Raw genomic sequence first — 17,806 nt, 5'->3', positions numbered from 1 at the left:
TAATTGGTGAAAGTACTTATTATCTTTTTAAACTAAAATTAGCTTTTAAAAATATTCCTCACATTATTGTAATCTAAATAGTAAACTATCCTTAAGGAAATATTTTGCCGTAAAGGCCCCTGCAGGAGGGCATCCAGGCTTTCAAAATAACTTAATTCATTCTCATTATCAAGGTTGAAAATTGAATTTCGGTAAAGCAGGATAGCCTCACTACCGGGAGCAAATTGCCAGCGGTAACTAAGGTCAAAATTCCAGATATTGAAGTTGGCATTAGGATCACGGGTAGGGGAGATAGTGGTGGAGACCAGTTTACCTTCCTCCTTTAGAACCGAAAAATTATTTTCCAGGAAAGTTGCAGCCGACCAGAAATTCCTGAAGCTTAATTTAACTCCCTGCTTCGTGTCGAAATTATAAGTTCCCTGGATGGAGTTTTCAATACTTTCCATATTGCGTAACCCAAAAAGAACATCTCCCGGGAGCTGACTTACAAAGCTGTTCCTGTTCTTTGAATTAACATAATCAAATGAATAAATGAGCGTGAATTTATCATTGAAGCGAAACCGCGGATTAATATTTAAACTGAATCTTTCCTGAGGATTGTCTATATAATGCTGATATCCCACTCTGGAATCATAAGCGAACCTCTTTCTATAATCTGAAGATACCCAGATATCTCCTGCAATGTTTTTAGGGTAGGTAACATATGCACCTTCTTTTCGTGGTTCAAAGAAATCTTTAAATTGAGAGTTAACCTCCAGAAAACCGCCGAACGCAAACCGTGTGGTGGTGAAGGCAAAAAAGTTACCACCAATACCGGTTCCGGTGGTAAGGTTTGGGATATACCGGCGCAGATGGTTCCCATATAATCTTATGCGGTATTGATTATAATTGCCCTTAGGTTCAAAGATCTGGTAGGAAGTCTCCCAGAAAAAATTGTTATAATTATTGGTGAAATTTATACCCAGATCATTGATGTCATAGGTTTCATTGGCAAATTGGTGTTCCACCCCATATCTAATATTTCCTTTGGTACGTTTAACTTCAAAGTTGGATGCGAAACCCGTGATGTTTTGAACGGGTACATTTACATTGCTCATAGTAGCCTGGCCTGCAAAATTAAAATCATTGGAAGGCGTAAAAATATCAAACAAGAAGGCTGATACATTCCCGTCCCGGAAGTTTCCATTTCTGGTAACATTCGTGTTAATTAAAGATATAAATGAGTTGTTATTAAATTGCTGGTCCAACACTACAATGTTATAATTGGCCCAGGGTTCAGTAACCCTTGTACGGGTTTGGCCTGTGATAGTGTCCCGGTAAACAGCCTGGGTTTCCTGGGTGATCGCATTAAAAAATCCAATTCCAAGGTCTCTTTCTGTTCTCCCGGAGATTTTTAAAGCATTAAAAAGATTGGCATTTTCGGGATTCTCAATAACAATCTCATCATTTAGAATATCCCTTTGAGCGGCGTTAAAACCAATGGGAGCATCCCCTATACGACGGGAATAAAATAAATTTCCTTTGGTAAAAAGCTCTGTTCCTTCAGTAAAAAAGGCACGGTTCTCTCCAAATTCCTGCTCAAAAGGGGTAAGATTAAGTTCAACGTTATCAAAAGCGGTCTGCCCAAAATCCGGTACAAGGGTAGCATCCAGGGTAAAGGCATCGCTTATACCATATTTAAAATCAAGGCCTGCATTAAAATTGGTTTGGGTGGAGCTTTTATAATTATCAACTTCAAAAGAGGTATAGGGATAAAAGCTAAGGCGCACAGGTGGGGAAATAGAATTAATACCGGTTAATAAACCTATGTACTGGCTTGCTTTTCCTATAGATTTATTAATGTAATTCCATACATATTGCTCATTTAAATGGGTGATATTTCTCGCAAACTGTATCCCCCATAATTGTTCAGTTTTCTTAGGAAATCTCAATGCGGCGTAAGGGATCTTAATTTCAGCATACCAGGCCTTTTCATCCTGTGAAACCTCCGCTTCCCAAACTAAATTATAAAGATAATCTTCACTTTCACCTGTCATTCTTGCATCTGCCAATGTGCCGGCAGCAGTAACTATAAAGCGGGTTTGGTTTTCACCATCATTATAAGTATTGATATCTATAAGAAAAAATTCTGCCTGCCCCAGGTTGTCACGTTGGTTCATTTGCACAATGGTCTTACCCGCTTCCGGTTCCATCATTACAGCAGCAAAATAAACAGCATCATCATCATAAGCAACTTTCACAAAAGTTTCGTGAGTTTTCCGTATGGGTACCCCATCTCCGGGTTCAACCATTACAAAATCTGAAGTCGAGGGAACACCCTGCCATACCTCATCTGTTAAAAAACCATCTATTTTAGGGGCTTCGGTAATTCGGGAAGCCTGGTATTGTTTCTGAAGAAAAGAGGTTGGTGTGTTTTTTTCCTGGGCATTGGAATTTATTAAAACGAAAAATAAAAGAATAAAAAAGCCTTTAAACTTCATTGCTGCAAAGGTTCAGGTAAAAGAAATATTGAGTTGCAAGGTTACAAAAGAATTGTCTTAATTTTATTGCTGAAACTAATTAATAGTTAAATAACATTTTTTGTTTATTTTATTATTAACTTTGTTAAACAAAATTAAATTTTGAAAATTTATGGAGAATGGAAAAAGGGAAGTTGCCACCCTGGCGGGAGGATGTTTCTGGTGCACCGAAGCAGTTTTTGAAAGGGTAGAGGGAGTAGAAAAAGTAACTCCGGGTTTTACTGGGGGTTCTATAAAGAATCCGGCTTACCGGGAAATTATCACAGGAAGGACAGGCCATGCAGAGGCTATTGAAATTCAATTCAATCCTGAGATCATAAACTTTGAAGAGTTGTTGTACATCTTTTTTAGCACGCATGATCCCACTACTTTAAACAGGCAACAATATGATGTAGGTACCCAGTACAGGAGCGCTATATTTTATCATACCCCAGAACAACAGGAAATGGCACTCCGTGTAATTGATAAAATTAACAAAGAGAACCTCTTTAAAGATCCAATTGTTACAGAGGTAACCCAGGCACCGCCCTTCTATGAAGCCGAACCCGAGCATAAAGAATATTATTCCCGGAATCCTCAACAACAGTATTGCCAGGCCATCATTGATCCTAAAATTAAAAAACTGAAGCATTTGTTTTCAGATAAATTAAAAAGATAAAAGTATCATGTATACATTTTTTGAAGAATATAGTGAAGAGGTCACCGGAGAGCTTACCGGGAATTTTGAAAACATTATAACCACCCTGGGTGAGGACACCGGGCGGGAGGGGATTATCAAAACTCCTGAGAGAGCAGCTAAGGCAATGCAGTTTTTAATGCAGGGGTATCATGTAGATCCAGAGGAGGTTTTGAGACAAGCTATGTTTAAAGAGAACTACAATGAAATGGTGGTGGTGAAGGACATTGAGTTGTATTCCCTTTGTGAACACCATATGTTACCATTTTTTGGAAAGGCACATATAGGTTATATACCAGATGGTTATATAGTAGGGCTAAGCAAACTTCCCCGGGTAGTAGACGTATTTGCCCGCCGCATGCAGGTACAGGAACGGCTTACACACGATATCCTGGAATGTATTAATAGAACCATAAAACCAAAAGGTGTAGCAATTGTTATAGAAGCCCAGCATATGTGTATGATGATGCGGGGTGTTCAAAAACAAAATAGTGTAACCACAACTTCAGGTTTTAGAGGGCAGTTTGAAAAAATAGAAACCCGTAATGAGTTCATGAAGCTCATTTCCTCCAACCTCAAATAAGTGGCATTTTTTTTGTAATACTTAGTTTATAAAAAACCAAAAAAGATGAAAAACCTGAAAAATAAATTATTTTTAAAAGGTCTTGTTTATGATGCGATAGGTATGGCTACCTATGCAATTCCCCTGGTGGGACCTTTTCTGGATATACTTTGGGCTCCTTTTGCAGCCAAAAAGATGAGTGAAATGTATCCCGGGAAAAAGGGAAAAGTAGCATCGGCAATTGTTTTCCTTGAAGAGATACTACCGGGTACCGATATAATTCCAACCTTTACCTTAATGTGGTTATACACTTTGGTATGGAAGAAAGAAACTTCCTCCAACGAAATAATTATAGAAGCAGAGGTTATTTAGGAAAATTAAATAAAAGCTATAAAAGAAAAGAGGTTGCAAATTGCAACCTCTTTTTTGTATTAAAATGCCGTTCTCAGGCTTATACTTAAATTTCTGCCGCGGTTGGGAATGCCATCCGGTTTTAAACGTGATAAATGTGCAATGTAGGTTTTATTGAGCAAGTTAGTACCACTAAGTCTCAATCCAAATACTTGACCTTTAATTCCAAAATTTCCACCCACTCCTGCACTTAGCAGCGTATATCCCGGGGTGGAGGTTTCAAATTCATTCACATCGTTTTGTGCCAAGGTACTTTTTACCGTAAGAAAAGCATATTTATTGGCGAGTACAGAATTCTCGTCCCATTCCAGCCTAAGGGTATTCGTAAAAGAGGTTGCCGGGATCAATGGTAAATTCTCACCAGTCTGTCTTTCCCCTTTTACCAGTTCTACACTGCTCTCTATATGTAGCCAGTGAATTGGGTGCGGGTGGATATGTAAACCTGCTTCCCCGCCATAAAGCCTTGCGTCATCCTGTAGATATTGAAACACAGGGTCATTATCTATAAATTCTCCTGTAGGATTCAGGTAAATATAATTGTTTACCTTATTGTAAAATGCATTGGTATAGATCTCAAAATGCTCATTTCTAAATTCCAATGCCAGGTCACCCTGGAAATTTTGTTCATTATTTAATCCCGGATTTCCTATTTCATACCTGTTGGTTCCCTCATGGCTTCCATTAGAAGTGAGTTCGGCAAGATTCGGCGCTCTGAACCCTGTTGCACCATTCATCCTTACTATTAGTGAATTGAACACATTAAATTTCATTCCCAGTGCCCCATTGTAACTGGTAAAATCTCTTTCCAAAGGAGCAAAATATTCATCTTCTCCTGCCAGGCCATGTTCCTTACTCTTCAGGTTTCGGTTATCAAAGCGCAAACCTGCCTGAAAATCAATTTTATCCAAATGATAATGGGTCGTAGCCAGGATGCCTATATCTCTTACAGAAGCATCGGGTATAAGGATCTCCTCTCCAAAGTTGGTATTTGTTTGATACATTCCCTGTACCCCAAAAATAGTCTCAAAATTACCCCATTTGGCTGTGTTGTATTTTATATCATAATTAAGGGTTTCAAGATGCATTTCCAATGCCGGTCCTTCTTCTTCCTCTTCTTCCTCTTCTTCCTCATGACCTTCCTCCTCGTGGTGATGATCTTCAAATTCCTTCCTGTTGTTAAAAAGATATCCCACCTTTAGGTCAAGGCTGGAATTATTAAAAAATATTTTATTGTCAAAGCTTAAAATATGATTATCTACCTGTTGGTAGGGAAGCATCATTTCTTTTGAAGTACTTTGTTCTCCAATTTCTTCAGGGATACCAATATTGGAATTATTATAATTGTACCTAAAATCCCCACGGTATCTGTTATCCTGATAACCTACCCCTGTTTTAATGTCAATTTCATCAAATCTTGAATTGGTAACCCGCTCCTTGTCTCCGGTTTCATAATCACTGTGCGTGGCATAGTTACCTCTTAAAAGAAAACGAAATCTTTCTCCCGCAGTATTAAAACCTGCATTTGCCTCGGTACCCAGGGTGTTGGTATGGTAAGTAACACCTGCGTCTATGCTGGTACTGTCCGCCGGTACATATTTTTCAGGGTTTAAGTAAAGCACCCCGCCCAACGCATCACTACCGTAGAGCAGGGAAGCTGGGCCTTTTATAACTTCAACACTCTCAACCCCGCTGGAACTTAGCCCCAATCCGTGTTCATCACCATATTGTTGATTTTCCATTCGCACTCCCTGGGCATACACCAGCACCCGGTTTGAACTTAATCCACGAATTACCGGTTTGCCAATTCCTGAACCTGTAGTTATACTTTCTACCCCGGGCAACTGTGTGATCCCATCAGCCAGGCTCCTGGCACCATTCCTCACAAGATTTTCTGTGGTTTCCCTGGCCACCATAACCACATTTTCACTCTGCAGGCGGTGAAAGGGCGTGGAAACAATTACTGCTTCCATTTCAATTGCCGATGTGCGCAGTTCTATTTCCAGCGAAGAGCTTAATGGCACTGTAATATTTAGAGTACGGGTGGCATATCCAAGGGAGGAGATCACCAATTGATAATTTCCCGGGGAGACATTATTTATTCTGAATTCTCCTTCGGCATTAGACATTCCGCTTTTTTCTAATTGGGGAAAATAAACGGTGGCTCCAAAAACCGGGATTCCGGTTTCGGGGTCTGATATTTTACCCTGAACAGTATGTTGTGAATAGGCTGAGGTACTAAATACCATGGCCGTTATTATAAATAATATCTTGTACATGAATATGCTTTTTAAGTAATAAGAAATTGAAAAGAGGAAAAATATTTTCCTTCAAAAATTAAGCTGATACAAAAGCAGGGGGACCCCTTAATGCGAATGGTAATTTTTGAAAATCACTTAAAAATTGATAAAAATCTGTAGACCTTAATTTAGGAATATAAGGGATGTAAAATTGGTAATTTTCAACTTTAAAAGCCAGCAACTGATTGCTGCGAAGATCGCAAAGTTCGCAATCTAACGTCTTTTTATGATAATGTGTTTCTGTAAAATCAAAACAAGCCTCGTGCTCCTGATGTGCAAACATATGGCTTAAGCTAACAGCAGAGGGAAATAGCAATGCAACTGCAAAGAAGATAAGAGTATATTCCTTTACAATCTCCATACAACTAATTGAAAAACCTTGAAAATCCCAGGCGGCTAAGCATTTTTTTCTCAAACTGCCAGAAGAATTCAAACTGGCCAAAAACCCATCCAAAAAATACCAGTAATACCTGATAAATTGGGAATATTAGCACAATTCTTAGAAACCAGTACAGGTACCAGGGAGAATTTTCCTGGTTAAAACCAAGCAGGTCGCATAAAGGCCCCGCCAGTTTTGCAGAAGTAGAACCTGTAATTGCAAACACTATAAGAATCAGGACGATCTGAAAATTAGATTCAATACCCCAGCGCTTTTTCAATTTATTCATGGTGCAAATATATCATATCTAATTTTAAATAAAAATTAAAGTCGTGTAGGAACTGAGAAGCGTTGATTATATTCCTGGGAGAAGAAAACGAAGTAATTATAAAGCAGGTAATTTACTTCATATCCATAGTCTACATTAGGATCATAATTTATTTCCTGTACGTACAAATTGGGATTGTACCTTTGAGGACTCATAACCCTTGCATTGTATTCCTGAACCAGGAATCGGTTTTTATTCTCCAGGTAGGTTTGGGTATGGTACCCGCGGGGCCGGGCTATACTGTTGATAAACAAATTAAATCCCGGTTCAATAATTATGATCTCGTATTCCAGGCTGTCATTGGCAATTCGTACGGTATCATTGGCCATTACCGGGATCTGGTCCTGGGTAAAATCACGGTCTTTGCCAGATCCACATCCATAGATCATTAGACCTATTACTATGAAGTATAAAAGATTTTTCATCGCCTTTGCTTTAAAAATAAATATTCAGTTAAAAATGGGAGTGTAATATACTCACAGTAAATTAAATTTTAATCCTTTTTATCCACTGCTTGTTATATTACCATCCGCAATAATTCTGCCGACTTACTTTTCTTCACGGAAAATATTTAAATATGATGAAGGATGTTGGCTTGATTAAGGTACGATTAAAACCAATAAACTTTTATGAGAATGTAAAAATGCTTCAGAAAAGTATATTCTGAAGCATTTAATTTTATTATTGCGGGTAGATCAGGCCTCTTCTCTCTTAAGTATAGATATGATCTGTTCAGCAAGTTCGGTTCCAATGCGATCCTGTGCTTCATTGGTGGCGGCCCCAATATGAGGCGATAAGGAAATACGATGGTCCATAAGGACCTTAATTGCGGGAGTGGGTTCATTTTCAAAAACATCCAGGCCGGCAAATGAGACTTTACCGCTTTCCAGTGCATCTACCAGGGCAACTTCATCTATAATTCCGCCGCGGGAAGTATTTATAATAGCAACACCATCTTTCATTTGTGCTATCTCCTGCTTTCCAATCAGCGGTTTTTCCTGTGCTGGTACATGCAATGTGATAAAATCTGAATGTTTTATCAGGTCATTGAAGGGTTCGGTTTTTATAGGAACATTTACAATCTGGCCATTGTAAAAGTGCAGGGCAATATCTGTATGTCCTACCTTATCATCACTCCCTATCACTTTCATTCCTATTCCCAGGGCTATTTTTGCAACTTCCTTTCCAATTTTTCCCATCCCAACTATCCCAAGGGTTTTACCACGTAATTCTACACCCTTTGAGTAATTCTTTTTTAGTTCCCCAAATTTTGTATCACCACTTAAGGGCATATTTCTATTGGCGTCATAAAGGAATCTTACCCCTCCAAACAAATGGGCGAAAACCAGTTCTGCCACAGAAGCCGAACTTGCTGCAGGAGTATTAATAACCTTTATTCCCTTATTTCTTGCATAGGCCACATCTATATTATCCATTCCCACCCCGCCACGGCCAATTATTTTTAAATTGGGGCAGGCGTCAATGAGGTCTTTTCTTACCTGGGTTGCACTGCGAACCAGCAGGACATCAACCTTTTCTTCAGCAAGAAATTTAGGCAGTTGTTCCTGCGCAACTTTTGTTAATATCACTTCAAAGCCGGCTTTCTCAAGTGCATCAATTCCATTTTGAGAAATACCATCGTTTGCTAAAACTTTCATTCAAATAAATATTTAAATTTTTAATGTAATTGAATTTTAATGCAAATACAGCCTTTATGCTTTTCGCTCAAGGTCACTCATCACATCAACAAGTATTTGTACGCTTTCCAATGGAAGCGCATTGTACATGGAGGCCCTGTATCCACCAACGCTTCGGTGCCCGTTAAGACCGTTAATACCTGCTTCTTTCCACATACTGTCAAAACGCTCTTTAAGAGATTCTTTACTCAGCGTAAAAGTTGCATTCATTATAGACCTGTCCTCAACAGCTGTATATCCCTTAAACAAAGGATTGATGTCAATTTCCGAATAAAGCAGGGCTGCTTTCTTTTTATTTTGTTCTTCAATCGCTGAAATTCCCCCCAGATCTTTTAACCAGCGCAAAGTAAGCATGGAAACGTACACTGCATATACTGAAGGGGTATTGTACATACTATCCTTATCAAGGTGGAGTTTGTAATTAAGCATAGAGGGTATCTTGCGGCTCACTTCCCCCAGGATATCCTCCTTAATAACCACCAAGGTTGTACCGGCAGGTCCCATATTCTTTTGGGCCCCTGCATAAATAAGGTCAAATTTTGAGAAATCCAGCTGTCTTGAAAATATATCACTGCTCATATCGCAGATTAAAGGGATCCTGGTGGCCGGAAATTTCTTCATCTGGGTACCGTAAATTGTATTGTTACTGGTGCAATGAAAATAATCTGCATCTGCAGGTATATCATACTTTTTAGGAATGTAGCTGAATTTTTTATCTTCTGAAGAAGCAACAACATCTACTTCTCCAAATAATTTCGCTTCTTTAATGGCATTGGCAGCCCAGGTACCGGTATTCAAATAGGCAGCCTTCTTTTCAAGTAAATTATAGGCTACCATTAAAAACTGAAGGCTGGCACCTCCCTGCAGGAATAAGGCTTTATAACCTTTTCCTTCAAGTCCCAGAAGTTCAAGGGAAAGGCTCCTTGCTTCCTCCATTACATCTACAAAATCTTTACTGCGATGCGATATTTCTAAAATGGATAAACCTGAATTGTTGAAATCGAGGGTTGCCTGGGAGGCTTCCTTAAATACCTCCTGTGGTAAAATACAGGGGCCTGCACTATAGTTATGTTTTTTCATTGGACGATTCTTAGATGATTTAAAATTTTAAGCTGAAAAACTTCCGGATATGGAAATTCCCGGAAACCTATATTATCTCTTACTCTAACAAAGATGGGAAATCCAGTCCCAAATTATGTTATTAAAATAATAATAGTGAACAGCCAATTTACAAAAGTGGTAGTTCAAATAAAAATGAAAAGAGTGGTAAGGACTTACTATTTCCTGATGGTTTGAAGCATAAATTAAAAGCCCCTATAATTTTTGTAAAAAATCCAGAGTGTCTACCTTATCTGCATAATCCCAAAGCTGTGGATATTGGGTTTTTCCATATGGGATTTCCTCACTAATAAAATTGTGGGATACAATGCATTGGAGATCATCCTTTTTATTTGCCAAAATAGTATTAAGCTCCTCTTTAGATCTGTAGGTCTCATAGAATAAGGTGGCTATTGGAGAGCCAAAATCGGTGGATTCTCTAAGTATCAGAAAACCATTATCAAGGAATTTAAATTCGCTCATCAGGTAAACTGCTTTATTGTAATCATAATTATTAGCATATTTGGCATGGTCCAATAATTTAGACCAGGGTTCAATAGCTTTATAGAACTGGTCAAAATTATAGCCGTGGGGAACATAGAGCTTGGAGACGTTACGACAGCCCAATCCAAAATATCTGAATATATCCATTCCCAGCGCCTGCAATTGCTCGTTAGTTTCCTTGCCGGTAAGAATGGCTACAGAATTGCGATTCTTTCGGATAATGGAAGGTTTCTTTGCAAAATAATATTCAAAATACCTGGAAGTATTATTACTTCCCGTGGCTATAACCGCATCAAAATTGAGCATTCTTCCCTCTGTAAATGAGATGAACTCCTCATACCCGGAATCCAGGCTTTTAAGATAATCTGCAATCACAGGTAATAATCGCTGGTCATTGGAAGATTGTTTCACAAGAACTCTGTGGCCCGATAATAATACGGAAATAAAATCGTGGAATCCCACCATAGGGATGTTTCCCGCCATTACGATACCCACGGTTTTTACGTTATCCCTGGTAAAGTTGTAAGGGGAGGTCCAGCTTTCTAAATTCTCTTCGGTAAGGGCTTTGCTCCATTCCTCCACTGCAAAAAGCACATTTTCTCTTGTAAACCAGCCATTATAATGAATAGCCCTATCTATTTCTTCTTCAAAGCGCAAAAAAAACTCATCATTATTGGGAATAGATGCATCTTTAACAATTCCGGAATCTTTGAATTGCCCTAAAAATTTACCTACCATAACTAAATGGTCTTTTCGCTGCTGTATTGTCATGAAGCTTATTTGGTTATGAAGTGAATTGGCTTTAAATTTGCACTGCGAAATTAAAAGTTATGAATTTAAAATCGCCTATAAATTACTAAAAATTACCACCCTATGATCTTCCTGAATGATCTGGGGTCAATTTACCTAATATTACAGCTATGGCTATTAAAATAACAGATGAATGCATTAACTGCGGGGCCTGCGAACCGGAGTGTCCAAATACTGCAATTTACGAAGGGGCAGATGACTGGCGTTTTGCTGATGGAACAGACCTTGAAGGCAACGTGATCCTTCCCAATGGGCACAGGGCAAATGCGAATGACGCACAGGAACCTTTAAGCGATGAGATCTATTACATTGTTGCAGATAAATGTACCGAATGTAAAGGATTTCATGATGAACCCCAATGCGCGGCAGTATGTCCTGTAGATTGTTGTGTACCAGATGAAGACAATGTGGAAACTGAAGAGGAATTACTTGCAAAACAAAGATTCCTGCACAGTGATGGCTCTGCATTACGATAAAAAAATCCCGCTGCTGCGGGATTTTTTATTGGTTCCCCTTTTTTATAAGGGAATAGCTTTCTTTTTTAAATATAACACCGCCATTGGAGGTAAGGTTATTTCTACTGAATTATTTTTATTGTGCAATGGCAGCTTCTGGGAATGAAATACTTCCTCATTCCTCACACCGCTTCCTCCATATTTTTCATTATCGCTGTTAAATATCTCTTTCCAGTTTCCTGCCTCCGGCACACCAATTCTGTAATTTTCACGGGTTACAGGAGTTAGGTTTGCAACCACCAGAATTGTATCCAGATGGTTATTCCCTTTTCTCAAAAAACTTATTACACTGTTCCCGGTATCATTGAAATCTACCCATTCAAAACCATCGTGTTCAAAACTCTTTTCGTACAACGCGGGTTCGGTTTTATATAGTTCGTTTAACCGGGAAATAAGCTGCTGTATACCTTTATGGGAATTTTGTTCGGTGAGGTGCCAGTCAAGACTGGAGTCATGGTCCCATTCCTCAATTTGTGCAAATTCGGCTCCCATAAATAATAATTTTGTTCCTGAATGTGCATACATATAGGAATAAAGGGCTCTCAAATTGGCAAATTTATTCCAGTTATCCCCTGGCATTTTATTGAGAAGAGCCTGTTTGCCATATACTACCTCATCATGGGAAAGCGGCAACATAAAATTTTCAGAAAAAGCATAGGTTGTACTGAAGGTGATCGTGTTTTGATGGTGCTTCCTGTGAATAGGATCTTTTTTAAAATATTCCAGGGTATCGTGCATCCAGCCCATCATCCATTTCATTCCAAATCCCAATCCTCCCATATACGTGGGTTTGGAAACATTGGGCCAGGCGGTAGATTCCTCGGCAATAGTAATAACATCTGGAAATTCGGCGTAAACTACCTCATTGAATTCCTTTAGAAAACTTATGGCTTCCAGATTTTCATTACCTCCATGCTTGTTGGGCTCCCATTCCCCGTGCTTCCTTGAATAGTCAAGATAAAGCATAGAGGCTACTGCATCTACCCGCAAACCATCTGCATGGAATTTTTCCAGCCAGAACAAGGCGTTGCTTATGAGGAAAGACCTTACTTCATTTCTTCCGTAATTGAAAATATAGCTTTGCCAATCTGGATGAAATCCTTTTTGAGGATCTTCGTGTTCGTATAAATAGGTACCGTCAAAATAATGCAATCCGTGCAGGTCTGAAGGGAAGTGGGAGGGAACCCAGTCCAGAATAATTCCTATACCGGCCTGATGTAATGCATCTATTAAGAACATGAAATCCTGCGGATTACCAAATCTACTGGAGGGCGCAAAATAACCGGTTATCTGGTAACCCCAGGAACCAAAGAAAGGATGCTCCATTACCGGCATAAATTCTACATGGGTGAACCCCATTTCCTTTAAATAACCGGGAAGTTCCTTAGCCATTTCCCTATAGGAAAGGGATCGAAACCCATCTTCAGGCACTCTTTTCCAGGAACCTATATGCATTTCATACACAGATACAGGAGCAGGTTTTCCAGCTTTCTCTTTACGGTCCTTCATCCATTCCCCATCATTCCATTTAGAATCCAGATCCCACACTACAGAGGCTGTTTTTGGAGGTGTTTCCCACATAAATGCAAAAGGATCTCCTTTTTCAGCCTCATAGCCATTAGTGGAGCGTAGAAAATACTTGTACAAGCTTCCTTTTTTAGCTTCCGGAATAAACACTTCCCATATACCGGACTCATCTGGCCTGGATTTCATAGGATGGGCCATTTTTTTCCATTCATTGAAATCCCCAATTACCGAAACCTGTTTTGCATTGGGGGCCCATAAGGCAAAGTAAACTCCCTTTACCCCGTTTTGAGTCATAAGATGAGAACCAAATTTTTTATACAGGTGGAAATGTTTTCCTTCTTTAAAAAGATGAATGTCATAGTCGGAGATCAGCGAAGTGTCCTTAAACTTCTTTTCTTCAGCTTTTTCATCCTTCGCGTTCTTTATATTTTTTGCGGCGGTTTTGATTTTATCCACCTTATCCCGAAGTTCCTCTTCAGGAATGATCTTATCTTTAAGTTTCTTCACCAGTTCAATTTCCGGAGAAAAGTCTTTTTGAATTTTGGAAAGAGATTTATCAACCTCCTCTTTATCTGGCAGGATCTCCATTGCGATCCGGGAAATTTCAGAACGGGTTTCCTCATCGGGCACAAACTTATCAGCCAGTTGACGTGCGGCTTCCAACGCCTGATTTTTAAGGTCTTCTGAAAATGATGAGGTGGCACTCTCTTCTGTTTTTCCTTCTCTTGTGGCTTTCTCCTTAGACAAGGATTCACGTTTTTTCGCTGCGGCCATTCCTGGGGATTTTGACTCATCTTTGGCCGGCGAAGGGGTGGAATTATCCTTTATCTTTTTTTTAGCGGTCCCTGTTATTTTCTTAACTGAAGTTGCTTTTTCTTTACGTGTTTTTGAAGACACGTCTTTTTCTACTTTGGAAGGTTCTTTTTTAATAAGTTCCTTTTTAGGTTTTCCCGCCTTATTTTTATTTTCAGTTAGTTCACCCTTTGCCGGTTTTTTTGAAACTGCAGAAGGTTCGGACTTTTCTTCAAGAGATTTGGCCACTTTTTTATCTCCGGTGGCTACAGGCATTTTAAGATCCTCCTCCCGAATGGTTTTCTTTGCAGGTCCGGCTTTATTTTCCTTATTTATATTGCTGTTCGATTCTCTTTTCTTAGCCATTTCGATACCTCCCAATTATAGATTTTATACCCCGCAATGGAATTAAGAGCCAGTCGGGGCGGTTGTTAAGTTCATAATTCATTTCATATACAGCCTTTTCAAGTAAAAAGGTTTCCATAAGTATGGTAAAGTCTTCCTGCTTTTCGGGAATAAAGTTGCTTTTTCCCACTTTTTCAAGATATCCCTGAAGGAACAATCTTGTGACATGAAAATACCACACCTCTGCCCAGTCTTCAAGATGTCCCTCTTTTCTCTGTTGCGTATATTCTGTTTCCATAATACTGCTGTAAGCGGCATAATGAAATGACCTCACCATTCCCGCCACATCACGTAAAGGCGAGCGTTTTAATCTCCTTTCACTAAAAGTTCTTGCCGGTTCCCCCTCAAAATCAATTATCACAAAATCCTTCCCGGTCCAAAGTACCTGCCCCAGGTGAAAATCACCATGCGTCCTTATTTTCATAATTGGGATTTTATGTATGTAAACCCTTTTAAAACATTTAAGAACATCACTTTTCATTTCAAGTACTTCTCTGGCTTCTTCTTCTAACCAGGGCGGTAAATTCTTCAGGTTTTTTTGAAGGTTCTGAAAGGAACTCCTGGTAAGGGATTGTAAGGAAGAAAAAAGTGAGCGTTGATAATGGAGGGAAAAAGGTTCATGCTCAAAATTCTTTTCTTCGGGGTGAGCCGCCAGGGCCAGATGCATTTCTGCAGTACGTTGCCCCATTAAATGTAGCCTTTCAGGAAATACCACTCCAATTAATTCCTTTAAGGCATCCGGTAGCTTTTCATAAATTAAGGATTGTGTGAGTTTGCCTGAAGCTTTTTCAGGAATTTTGTCTTTAGATGTCATCACATTTTCAAAAAACCGCTCCAGTGAATCTTTCGTGTAATCCCATGCGTCTCCCTGGTTGGGTATAAGGTCCTGCATCATCCCCAATACAATTATATTTTTTTGATCAGGATTATATTCTATTGCCCCTACGAATTTAGGAGCATTTTGATAATCTGTTTTTTCGGAGAGATACTTTGTGATCTCCAGATCGGGATTAATGGTATCATCTAATTTCCTGTACAGTTTTAGAAAATATTTATTGTCAAAAATTAGTGAGGTATTACTTTGCTCAGCATTTAAGATCTTGGAGTGAACAGTTCCTTTTCCCATTGAAGCGTTCCCCTGGCTGTGATAAAAAACCAGATTTCCCGAGTTATTATGCAATTTCCGTCCTTTTCTTATGTTTTTAAATAAGACATTTCTGAATTCTTCGCTGTAAACAGCATCAAAAAGGATCCCTTCTTCATCCTTTAATCTAAGTTTTGCGATCACCCCTTTTTTGGGAATATCCCTTATCACCTCTTCATATTTATGATTTGCAAAACCAAGAGGGAGCTGGTATACCTCCGGAAGGCCATCATTGTAATTAATTTCTATGGTAATTAGTGTGGCAGGAATGTCCTTTACAGGAATCTGGATGTGGTTTACAATTGTAATATTTTGTATTACACGTGATTTTCCTCCAAACCACCGGCATGAATGTAAATAAGGCGGGAGGATATTATTTTCCAAATTATTCCGCGTCTTGGTATCAAACAGGTGATTCCAGTCGGCCACTAATAATTCCGGGGTTTCGCCAATTTCCTCCAAATGATCTTTTTCCTTCTCCAGGAGAAACCAATAATAGCCATGCGGGGCCATCGTAAATAAATAAGGTTGATCTGTTACCTTAGGAAATTTGTTATGGCTAAAGACTTCTACCGGGGTAAAGCCTTCATAAGCTTCAAGATCCAGTTCGGCAGCCTGTGAGAACCTGGAAAGATTTGCAAGCACCAATAGGTCTTCATCCTCATAAGTTCTTGTATAGGCTATAATCTTGGCATTTGCCGGGGAAAGAAAATTTATATCGCCGCGTCCAAAGGCTTTAAACTTTTTTCGCATCCCTATAACTCTTTTCATCCACCATAACAGGGAGGACGAATTCATTTTTTGTGCCTCAACATTAATTGATTCATATTTGTATTCAGGATCAATTATTACGGGTAGATAGAGTTTATGTGGGTTGGCATCTGAAAACCCAGCATTTCTGTCGGCACTCCATTGCATAGGGGTTCTTACCCCATCCCTGTCGCCCAGGTAAAAATTATCACCCATGCCTATCTCATCACCATAATAAATAACCGGCGTGCCCGGTAGGGAAAATAAAAGCACATTCATCAATTCAATCTTACTCCGGTTATTTTCAAGTAAGGGTGCGAGCCTATGTCTAATTCCTACATTGATACGGGCTTGTGGATCTTTAGTATATACTTTATACATATAATCCCTTTCCTCATCGGTTACCATTTCAAGGGTTAGCTCGTCATGGTTCCTTAGGAATATTGCCCATTGGCAGGATTCCGGAATTTCAGGAGTCTGGTCTATTATATCTATAATAGGGTAGCGGTCTTCCATTTTAAGAGCCATGAACATTCGGGGCATGATAGGAAAATGATAGTTCATATGGCATTCATCCCCATCTCCAAAATAGGCTACAGAATCTTCGGGCCACATGTTTGCTTCGGCCAGTAAAAGTTTGTTGTCAAAATGCTTATCTACATGCGCCCTTAATTTCTTTAAAAAATCATGGGTGGGAGGTAAATTTTCACAATTGGTATTTTCCCTCTCAAACAGATAAGGTACCGCGTCCAGCCTGAAACCATCTACACCCATTTTACACCAGAAATCCATTATTTTAAAGATCTCCTCCTGTACCTGGGGATTATCAAAATTTAGATCGGGTTGATGGGAAAAGAACCGGTGCCAAAAATATGCTTTGGCCTCGGGATCCCAAGTCCAGTTTGATGGCTCAGTATCTGTAAAAATTATTCTTGCATCTTTATATTTATTGGGATCATCTGTCCATACATAATAATCTCTTTCAGGAGAACCCGGTGGGGCCATGCGGGCTTTTTGAAACCAGGGGTGTTGATCTGAGGTATGATTTATTACAAGTTCGGTAATGATCTTAAGGCCCCGTTTGTGGGCTTCTTTTATAAGCTTTTTGAAACCTTTTATATCTCCGTAAGTAGGGTTTATAGTATAATAATCGGCAATATCATAACCATCATCCCTAAGTGGGGAAGGATAAAAAGGCAGAAGCCAGATTGCCGTTACGCCCAGATCCTCAAGGTAATCGAGTTTTTGCAATAGTCCTTCAAAATCTCCCACGCCATCCCCATTACTATCATAAAAGGCTTTTATGTGCAGCTCATAGATTACGGCATCTTTATACCAGTACATTTGGTTTTCGGGGGTTGTTTGATTATTCATTGCGAAATTATTTTTTGA

The 17,806-nt window shown here is 39.2% G+C and carries 14 protein-coding genes; 4 read left to right on the top strand and 10 right to left on the bottom strand.

Going from position 1 to position 17,806, the window contains the following annotated elements:
• Positions 1-38: 38 nt before the first annotated feature.
• Positions 39-2,480, bottom strand: coding sequence for a DUF5916 domain-containing protein (locus FK178_RS04975; protein ID WP_146831592.1), 2,442 nt, complete (start codon positions 2,478-2,480; stop codon positions 39-41).
• A 151-nt stretch (positions 2,481-2,631) separates the two neighbouring features.
• Between FK178_RS04975 and msrA the strand changes: the two genes are divergently transcribed.
• From msrA to FK178_RS04960, 3 genes are read left to right on the top strand one after another with little or no spacing between them, the layout of a single operon-like run.
• A complete protein-coding gene (gene msrA / locus FK178_RS04970) occupies positions 2,632-3,177 on the top strand; it encodes a peptide-methionine (S)-S-oxide reductase MsrA (RefSeq protein ID WP_146831590.1) in 546 nt (181 codons plus the stop codon).
• A gap of 7 nt (positions 3,178-3,184) precedes the next feature.
• Positions 3,185-3,778: a GTP cyclohydrolase I FolE gene (gene folE, locus FK178_RS04965; RefSeq protein WP_146831588.1), complete on the top strand. Its 594-nt coding sequence runs from the start codon at positions 3,185-3,187 to the stop codon at positions 3,776-3,778.
• Between the two features lie 45 nt (positions 3,779-3,823).
• Positions 3,824-4,129: a hypothetical protein gene (locus FK178_RS04960; protein WP_146831586.1), complete on the top strand. Its 306-nt coding sequence runs from the start codon at positions 3,824-3,826 to the stop codon at positions 4,127-4,129.
• A gap of 59 nt (positions 4,130-4,188) precedes the next feature.
• Here the strand turns inward: FK178_RS04960 and FK178_RS04955 are convergent, their stop codons facing one another.
• The 7 genes from FK178_RS04955 to FK178_RS04925 all read right to left on the bottom strand — a co-directional run bounded on the left by FK178_RS04955 (position 4,189) and on the right by FK178_RS04925 (position 11,242).
• A complete protein-coding gene (locus FK178_RS04955; RefSeq protein WP_146831584.1) occupies positions 4,189-6,444 on the bottom strand; it encodes a TonB-dependent receptor in 2,256 nt (751 codons plus the stop codon).
• Between the two features lie 58 nt (positions 6,445-6,502).
• Positions 6,503-6,826: a hypothetical protein gene (locus tag FK178_RS04950; RefSeq protein ID WP_146831582.1), complete on the bottom strand. Its 324-nt coding sequence runs from the start codon at positions 6,824-6,826 to the stop codon at positions 6,503-6,505.
• Positions 6,827-6,830: 4 nt separating this feature from the next.
• Positions 6,831-7,133: a DUF6787 family protein gene (locus FK178_RS04945; RefSeq protein WP_146831580.1), complete on the bottom strand. Its 303-nt coding sequence runs from the start codon at positions 7,131-7,133 to the stop codon at positions 6,831-6,833.
• Between the two features lie 35 nt (positions 7,134-7,168).
• Positions 7,169-7,597, bottom strand: coding sequence for a DUF6146 family protein (locus FK178_RS04940; protein ID WP_146831577.1), 429 nt, complete (start codon positions 7,595-7,597; stop codon positions 7,169-7,171).
• 270 nt (positions 7,598-7,867) lie between these two features.
• Positions 7,868-8,830, bottom strand: a complete 963-nt coding sequence (locus tag FK178_RS04935; protein ID WP_146831576.1) for a D-2-hydroxyacid dehydrogenase — start codon at positions 8,828-8,830, stop codon at positions 7,868-7,870.
• 54 nt (positions 8,831-8,884) lie between these two features.
• Positions 8,885-9,949, bottom strand: coding sequence for a 3-phosphoserine/phosphohydroxythreonine transaminase (gene serC / locus FK178_RS04930; protein WP_146831574.1), 1,065 nt, complete (start codon positions 9,947-9,949; stop codon positions 8,885-8,887).
• Between the two features lie 234 nt (positions 9,950-10,183).
• Positions 10,184-11,242 carry an acyl-CoA reductase gene (locus FK178_RS04925; RefSeq protein ID WP_146831572.1) on the bottom strand — a complete coding sequence of 353 codons (1,059 nt, stop codon included), beginning with the start codon at positions 11,240-11,242 and terminating at the stop codon, positions 10,184-10,186.
• 149 nt (positions 11,243-11,391) lie between these two features.
• On the opposite strand from FK178_RS04925, the gene FK178_RS04920 reads away from it, so the two are divergent.
• Entirely contained in the window at positions 11,392-11,757 is a 366-nt protein-coding gene (locus FK178_RS04920) for a 4Fe-4S binding protein (protein WP_146831570.1), read from the top strand.
• Positions 11,758-11,799: 42 nt separating this feature from the next.
• On the opposite strand, the gene glgB is transcribed toward FK178_RS04920, so the two are convergent.
• Positions 11,800-13,749 (bottom strand): 1,4-alpha-glucan branching protein GlgB, encoded by a 1,950-nt coding sequence (gene glgB / locus FK178_RS04915; protein ID WP_240793914.1) that lies wholly within the window; start codon positions 13,747-13,749, stop codon positions 11,800-11,802.
• A 724-nt stretch (positions 13,750-14,473) separates the two neighbouring features.
• Positions 14,474-17,788: a maltose alpha-D-glucosyltransferase gene (gene treS / locus FK178_RS04910; protein ID WP_146831568.1), complete on the bottom strand. Its 3,315-nt coding sequence runs from the start codon at positions 17,786-17,788 to the stop codon at positions 14,474-14,476.
• Positions 17,789-17,806 lie beyond the last annotated feature (18 nt).

This window comes from Antarcticibacterium arcticum, assembly GCF_007993795.1.
In the GTDB taxonomy this organism is placed as follows: domain Bacteria; phylum Bacteroidota; class Bacteroidia; order Flavobacteriales; family Flavobacteriaceae; genus Gillisia; species Gillisia arctica.
Note: the sequence above shows the minus strand (reverse complement) of the source record. Positions and strands in the feature narration are given on the sequence as shown.

Bases quoted from the DNA above. Each gene is read 5' to 3' on its own strand.
- FK178_RS04975 (WP_146831592.1), bottom strand. From the start codon at position 2,480: ATGAAGTTTAAAGGCTTTTTTATTCTTTTATTTTTCGTTTTAATAAAT.
- msrA (WP_146831590.1), top strand. From the start codon at position 2,632: ATGGAGAATGGAAAAAGGGAAGTTGCCACCCTGGCGGGAGGATGTTTC.
- folE (WP_146831588.1), top strand. From the start codon at position 3,185: ATGTATACATTTTTTGAAGAATATAGTGAAGAGGTCACCGGAGAGCTT.
- FK178_RS04960 (WP_146831586.1), top strand. From the start codon at position 3,824: ATGAAAAACCTGAAAAATAAATTATTTTTAAAAGGTCTTGTTTATGAT.
- FK178_RS04955 (WP_146831584.1), bottom strand. From the start codon at position 6,444: ATGTACAAGATATTATTTATAATAACGGCCATGGTATTTAGTACCTCA.
- FK178_RS04950 (WP_146831582.1), bottom strand. From the start codon at position 6,826: ATGGAGATTGTAAAGGAATATACTCTTATCTTCTTTGCAGTTGCATTG.
- FK178_RS04945 (WP_146831580.1), bottom strand. From the start codon at position 7,133: ATGAATAAATTGAAAAAGCGCTGGGGTATTGAATCTAATTTTCAGATC.
- FK178_RS04940 (WP_146831577.1), bottom strand. From the start codon at position 7,597: ATGAAAAATCTTTTATACTTCATAGTAATAGGTCTAATGATCTATGGA.
- FK178_RS04935 (WP_146831576.1), bottom strand. From the start codon at position 8,830: ATGAAAGTTTTAGCAAACGATGGTATTTCTCAAAATGGAATTGATGCA.
- serC (WP_146831574.1), bottom strand. From the start codon at position 9,949: ATGAAAAAACATAACTATAGTGCAGGCCCCTGTATTTTACCACAGGAG.
- FK178_RS04925 (WP_146831572.1), bottom strand. From the start codon at position 11,242: ATGACAATACAGCAGCGAAAAGACCATTTAGTTATGGTAGGTAAATTT.
- FK178_RS04920 (WP_146831570.1), top strand. From the start codon at position 11,392: ATGGCTATTAAAATAACAGATGAATGCATTAACTGCGGGGCCTGCGAA.
- treS (WP_146831568.1), bottom strand. From the start codon at position 17,788: ATGAATAATCAAACAACCCCCGAAAACCAAATGTACTGGTATAAAGAT.